At 39.2% G+C, this 7,046-nt stretch carries 5 protein-coding genes and 1 pseudogene; all 6 read right to left on the minus strand.

Annotated elements, in window-relative coordinates:
* A partial coding sequence (locus V7083_RS18815; protein WP_335480791.1) for a biotin/lipoyl-containing protein occupies positions 1-514 on the minus strand: 514 nt, incomplete at its 3' end.
* Between the two features lie 27 nt (positions 515-541).
* Positions 542-1,570 carry an alpha-ketoacid dehydrogenase subunit beta gene (locus V7083_RS18820; protein WP_335480794.1) on the minus strand — a complete coding sequence of 343 codons (1,029 nt, stop codon included), beginning with the start codon at positions 1,568-1,570 and terminating at the stop codon, positions 542-544.
* 101 nt (positions 1,571-1,671) lie between these two features.
* Positions 1,672-2,664, minus strand: coding sequence for a thiamine pyrophosphate-dependent dehydrogenase E1 component subunit alpha (locus V7083_RS18825; RefSeq protein WP_335480796.1), 993 nt, complete (start codon positions 2,662-2,664; stop codon positions 1,672-1,674).
* A gap of 220 nt (positions 2,665-2,884) precedes the next feature.
* Positions 2,885-4,474: an NAD(P)/FAD-dependent oxidoreductase gene (locus V7083_RS18830; RefSeq protein WP_335480798.1), complete on the minus strand. Its 1,590-nt coding sequence runs from the start codon at positions 4,472-4,474 to the stop codon at positions 2,885-2,887.
* 612 nt (positions 4,475-5,086) lie between these two features.
* Positions 5,087-6,163, minus strand: a pseudogene (locus V7083_RS18835) (6-phospho-beta-glucosidase); the annotation flags it as partial.
* 414 nt (positions 6,164-6,577) lie between these two features.
* Positions 6,578-6,958: a hypothetical protein gene (locus V7083_RS18840; protein ID WP_335480800.1), complete on the minus strand. Its 381-nt coding sequence runs from the start codon at positions 6,956-6,958 to the stop codon at positions 6,578-6,580.
* Between the last annotated feature and the right edge of the window lie 88 nt (positions 6,959-7,046).

The raw sequence follows: 7,046 nt of genomic DNA on the forward strand, positions 1-7,046 counted from the left end.
ATTCCTGCTTCGCTTCAGTCCGCGGCGAGGATGAATTCTTTATGGCTGCCTCTACATCTTCTTTTGTTATTCTTCCTCCAGGCCCCGTTCCTTTGATATTTTCAATAGGAAGGTTGGCTTCCTCCGCCATTTTCCTTGCGACAGGGGAAATTTTCACCCGATTTCGAGCCGTACTTACTGAAGAGATTGACTCTGCTTTTTCATTTACAGGGTCGACTTTTTCCATTTCAGGCTTTTGGACTTCTTCGACTGCCAGCGCCGCAGCTACTTCTTCACCCGGAATTCCGATATAACAAATTACAGTCCCAGGTGGAACCCCTTCTCCTTCGGGGACAGCAATTTTCAATACGGTTCCTTCCGAAGGAGATTCCACATCAATTTCAATTTTTTCTGAACTGACGCTTGCAATCGGTTCACCCTTTTCAACAGGATCTCCGACTTCTTTATTCCATATGGATACAGTGCCTTCTTTCATGGCCATTCCTAATTTAGGCATCACAACTTCTACTGCCATATTGATCGCTCCTTCCCGCTCCCCCGTTTATACTTCTAGGGGTGCACCTACTAGTTCTGCTGCTACTTTGACCACTGTTTCTGCTTTAGGCAAATAAATATCCTCGAGTACTGGTGAGAAAGGTACAGGCGTGTGTGGTGCCGTAATTCGTTTAATTGGGGCATCGAGTGTATCAAACCCTTTATCCGCAACAAGCGCCGCAATATCCGTAGCCATACTGCATCTTGGATTGGCTTCATCGATAACGATAAGGCGGTTGGTTTTTGCTACAGACGAAAGAATCGTTTCTTCATCCAAAGGTGACAGACTGCGCGGATCAACGACTTCGACTTCAATTCCTTTAGCTGAAAGTTGCTTAGCTGCTTCCAAAGCGGTGTGTACCATCTTACCAATCGCTACAATCGTTACATCTGATCCTTCCCGCTTAATATCCGCTTTGCCAATCGGAACCGTATAATAACCTTCCGGAACATCGCCGGTCATATTATAGAGTGTTTTGTCCTCAAAAAAGATGACAGGATCGTTATCTTCGATTGCTGCTAGTAATAGCCCTTTTGCTTCATAAGGTGTGGATGGGACAACTACTTTCACACCCGGAATCGCCGTAAACAGAGCATATAAACTTTGGGAGTGCTGGGCAGCTGCTCTAAATCCGGCACCATGCATAGTGCGAATCGTAACGGGAACCTGCGCCTTGCCCCCAAACATATAGCGGAACTTTGCCCCTTGATTTAATACTTCATCTAAACAACTTCCAATAAAGTCGTTAAACATTAATTCAGCAATTGGCCTTAAACCGGTTGAGGCCGCCGCCATCGCTGCACCCATATAACCTGCTTCTGTAATGGGCGTATCCAAAATTCTTTCCCGTCCAAACTCCTGAACAAGCCCTTTCGTGACCCCGAGAACTCCGCCCCATGCATCTTCGTCCTGCAAGTGATCCACTTCAGCCCCGCCGGCCACGTCCTCACCTAATAAAATGACATTCTCGTCCTTACGCATTGCAAGTTTCATAGCCTCATTAATCGCTGCAGACATACTCAATTTCCTTGCCATCATCGAATTCCTCCTTTTAATTTGTCCATACGAATAAAATTACTAAACTCTAATTTTATTATTTAGGGCTGCACCTGTACGCCGTCCTTTTTTTCTTCCTATTAGTACGACACGTATACATCAGTTAACAATTCAGAAGGACTTGGGTAGGGGCTCTCTTCACTGAACTTTACTGCTTGATTAACGGCTTCCTCAACTGACTCTTCTAAATGGGTTAATTCGTTTTCAGCTAACAACCCTTGGCTCAGCAAGTGATTTCTAAATAGTAAAATGGCATCTTTATCCGTTTTATGCTCGACCTTTTCTTGTTCTGTTTTGTATTTTTGGGCATCTCCCTCGAAATGACCATAATTTCGATACGTCACACATTCAATTAGGGTAGGACCTTCCCCACGGCGTGCCCTCGCAACTGCTTCTTCTGCAGCTTGGTAGACTGCAAGAATGTCTTTTCCATCTACCTTAATACCTGGGATATTATATCCAATTGCCCGATCAACAATGGATTTACAGCTGGATGCATAGGTAAATGGAGTAGCCTCTGCGTATCCGTTATTTTCAGCCACAAAAACAACCGGAAGATCCCAAATAGCAGCAAGATTAATTCCTTCATGAAAAGTCCCGTGGTTTTGAGCGCCATCCCCAAAGAAGCAAACGCTTACATCATTAGTCTTTTTATACTTAGCTGTTAAGGCTGCACCGCATGCGAGAGGAAAGCCTCCGCCGACAATTCCATTGGCACCAAGCATCCCTTTATCAAGGTCAGCAATATGCATCGATCCGCCCTTTCCTTTGCATAAACCAGTTACTTTTCCGTAGATTTCCGCCATCATTCCATTTAAATCACAGCCTTTGGCAATACAATGGCCGTGCCCGCGATGGGTGCTAGTGATACTATCTTTATCCGTTAAATGGGCACAAACACCCACAGCAACGGCTTCTTCCCCTGCGTATAAATGAACAAATCCTGGCAGGATTCCCTGTGCAAATAATTCATGCACTCTATCCTCAAAATTACGGATTTCTAGCATTTTTTTATACATCCATTGTGATTTTTCCTTTGTTAAAGCAACATCTTTACTATCCATCGTTCTCATTTTTTCAGCCTCCCCAGAAAAATTCATTACAACTTTATTAAAGCAAGAACCATGCCAAGAAACGAAAGCCACATTCTACGAGCTTTTACGAAAATAAAGGCACAAAAAAAGAGACAAAATGATACAACTGTCTCGTTTTGTCTCTTTTTGATTACTTTTTAGGTATCTACTAAATTAATGATCTATCCTCTATAAGCTTTTTAAAGGTAGTGTATGAAAACTACCCTTCAAGCTCCATCATCGCTTCTGCACATTTTATACCGTCAACAGCACTGGATGTAATTCCTCCCGCATAGCCTGCCCCTTCACCACAAGGATACAACCCTTTGATATTTGACTCAAATGTCAGTGGCTTGCGTTTAATTGTAACAGGTGAAGAACTTCGGCTTTCGACAGCTGATAAAACCGCATCATGTTTGATAAATCCCGCAAGCTTTTTATCCATCACTCTTAACCCATCTTTTATACTATCAACGATAAAATCATCCAGACATTCTCTTAAATCCGTTGGTGTAACACCGGGGGTATAGGTGGGAATAATATCTCCCAGTTGTTTACTACCCTTATTTTCTAAGAAATCGCCTACCAATTGCACAGGGGCAAAATAATTACTGCCACCCAGTTCAAAGGCTTTTCGCTCAAGTTTTCTTTGAAACTCTATAGCCGCCGTAACATCGCCATTGAAATCTTTTGGTGTGACAGAAACAAGAAGGGCACTGTTTGCATTTTCGCCACTTCTTGCGCTATAGCTCATACCATTTGTCACTACAGTATTTTTCTCTGACGCGGCTGCGACAACATGGCCCCCCGGGCACATACAAAACGTATAAACTCCACGTCCATTAGGAAGATGTGCATTCAATTTGTATTCAGATGCACCAAGCAGTGGATTATTGGCAAAGCTGCCGAATTGCTGTAAATCGATGTCTTTTTGGTGATGTTCAATGCGCACACCTACAGCAAAGGGCTTAGGGATCATCTCTACACCTAAATCCTTTAACATATAAAAAGTATCACGAGCACTATGCCCGACCGCCAATACAACCGTCTCGGTTTCGATGATATCTGAACTTCCTTGTTTTTCAAGGAGAACGCCCCTAATTTCTCCATTTTCAATGATAAGTTCCTTCATTTTCGTTTCAAAACGCACTTCTCCGCCTAGTCGCTCGATTTTTTGACGAATGTTTCTAACCACATTGATCAAAATGTCTGTTCCAATATGGGGCTTCGCTAAATAAGCGATCTCCGGTGGAGCACCAGCTTCAACAAGTTCATGTAGCACTTTCGGAATTCTAGTATTTTTTATGCCAGTTGTTAATTTGCCATCGGAAAATGTTCCTGCTCCCCCTTCACCAAATTGGACATTACTATCAGTATCAAGCAAGCCGTCTTTCCAAAACTTTGCAACAGCCATTTTTCTGCGATCGACGTCCATTCCCCGCTCTATAACAATTGGGTTTAATCCATGTTCCGCTAAAACCAAAGCACAGAAAAGACCAGCAGGACCACTGCCTACCACGACGGGACGAATTTTTTTATTGATTTCCTTCTTCACATTCACAAATGATTCAATGTAAGATACATCCTTTATTCCTAAATAGGACCTCTCGTTATTCATTTCAACATCAATAGAATAAACAAGCTGGATATTACTCTTTTCCCTTGCATCAATCGATTTTTTCGAAATACGAAAAGACAGTATTTTATCCTGTTTAACCCTTAGCATTTTCTGGATCTTCTGAGCCAAAAGTTGATTTTCCTTAGTAGGATCAAAATCAGCCCGAAGCTTAATATTACTTATTCTTAACATGTCCATTTCCATCCTTCATTTTTTGGTAAAACCCAAGGGACGGTTCTAATGGCCATTTCCACAAAGAATGGCTGCCACTAAAACCGTCCCCCGGCTCTATTCTAAGCTGATTTTTTTGCTAGCGATTGGACCAAGTTTGAGGTCGTTAATATCTTCATATAAATTTACATAGGCACTTACAATAGTCCCCTGTACCAAATTAAAGCTTATACCTCTTCTTGTCAAAGAACTTTATCACACTTGAGGTAGAAATTTTTAATGTGGTAATCAACATGATAGAGGTAAATAGGCCAGTTTGATGACAATGAACGAGTCTAAACCAAAAAAGGACCCGAATTCGAAAGAGATTCTCTTAACGAAATCAAGGCTGGTTTTTTCAATAAGTTCATTTATAGATTCAATTTTAAGACTAGTAGTAAGAGACACTCGACTTGTACGAGTGTTTGTGGATACATATAAGATTCTGGTGGGGTATACATCTTCAGAAAGAAATACTTGCTCATCTGCAAGCAATATAACTTAAAAAGGATTAGAAAATTATACTTCTAAAACAATAGGAGCAATCAGCAAAAAACAAGTCCACCAGAAACCGATTGCTCCTTTTAAATAATATTAATAATCTAATTCTTTGCCACTACTAGCAATAACTTTCTTATACCATTCAAAAGACTTTTTCTTCGTACGTTTGAAAGTTCCTTGACCATTATTGTCCCTATCTACATAAATAAATCCATAACGTTTTTTCATTTCACCCGAACTCGCACTTACAATGTCAATCGGCCCCCAGACAGTATATCCTAATAAATCTACACCATCGTAATCAACAGCATCACGCATAGCCTTAATATGGTCACTAAGATATTTAATGCGATAGTCATCTACTACATATCCATTTTCATCCGGTGTATCAGTAGCACCCAAACCATTTTCAACAATAAATAGTGGTTTCTGATAACGATCATATAGAGCGTTTATCGTAATTCTTAGTCCAAGTGGATCAATTTACCATCCCCACTCACTTGCTTGTAAATAAGGGTTGGGCAAGGTGGGAAATAAATTTCCTCCTATGGTATCAGTTAATTCGGGATCAGTACTTACCACACTAGATGAATAATATGAAAAGCCAATAAAATCTACCGTGTGTTCTTTCAGTAGTTGTCTATCTCCATCTTCGAATGGTAGAGTTATTTTCTTCCTTTCTAATGCCTTTAATACATAAGCAGGGTATTCACCTCTTACCTGTACATCAATAAAGAAATAACTCTCATTCTCCACCTGTTTTGCCATCCAAACATCTTCTGGATTACATGTCCTTGGGTAAGGGACCCCTGCAGCCAGCATACAGCCAACTTTATTTTTCGGGTCCACTTCATAAGCAATTTTAGTAGCTAAGGCACTAGCTACTAACTCATGGTGACTTGCTATATATTTAATAGCCTCTATATCCTCGTTCTCTTCAAAATATAGACCCACCGCCATAAAAGGCGCTTCCATAATCATATTAATCTCGTTAAAAGTGATCCAGTATTTTACCAAACCTTTATAACGATTAAAAATAACTCGAAATAGTCTTTCATAAAAAGTGATTAACTTTCGATTTTTCCAAGCCCCGTACTCTTTAATAAGGTGCATTGGACAATCAAAGTGTGTAATTGTTACCAAAGGCTCAATATTGTATTTATGACACTCTTTAAGACGGTTTTTGCTGATTCTCCTTCTTGTGCTAACCTGCCTTTTAGTTCAATAACAAAAAAGATCGCCATAGCGATCTCGTTCTTTAACTCTTGCACCCTTTACTTTAAGTACATTAATTCACAAACTTTTCATCTTCCATTTTTATTATGTAATCATCATTACCCTTTACTAAAAACAATACCCTCGATATCTGTATGGATTCTTATATCCGATGGTTGTTGTGTGATTGGTGATTACCTTACAATTTACCACTGCAAGGTATGCCCTTCATTCTTAGCGAAGTATTTACGTTCTACTTTTCCTCTATTGATCGACTTCATTTAACAATTGGGTGTAGTTTAATTCAATGGTATTAAAGATTATTTCATCCTCTTTTAGGATAAAAAATATTAATTTTTAAATTTGATTTCACCAAAGATTAAAAAAATTAAATAGTGTAATAAATATTCCCATCATTACGATTATAAATAAAAACATGAAAATCAATGATTTAAAAACAACAGTAGCCCGTTCTTTGTCCTCACTATCACCTTTAAAAAACATCACTATAGGTGCTGATAGAAGGGTCAATACAGCGATAATTACTGTAAATTTCATAATTGAACGTTGTAAAGATAAAGTAGTTATAAAGCTAGTAGAGACAATACCAAAACAAAAAATAAAAATAGAAAGAAAGGATAATCTATGACTGATCGTTTTTACTTTTATTGTTTTATAAAGCATATAAATCATTACTATAGACAATATTGATATTAAAATATTAATAGGTATTTTCTCCAGGGTGGCCATAAATTTCCCTTCCTTGTTCAAAAGTTTCTATGGACAATAATTACACAATAAAGTTTTTATTCCTTCTTTAACTCCCTCAATTTAATAC

The organism is Bacillus sp. JJ1764 (assembly GCF_036962145.1).
Classification (GTDB): domain Bacteria; phylum Bacillota; class Bacilli; order Bacillales; family Cytobacillaceae; genus Neobacillus.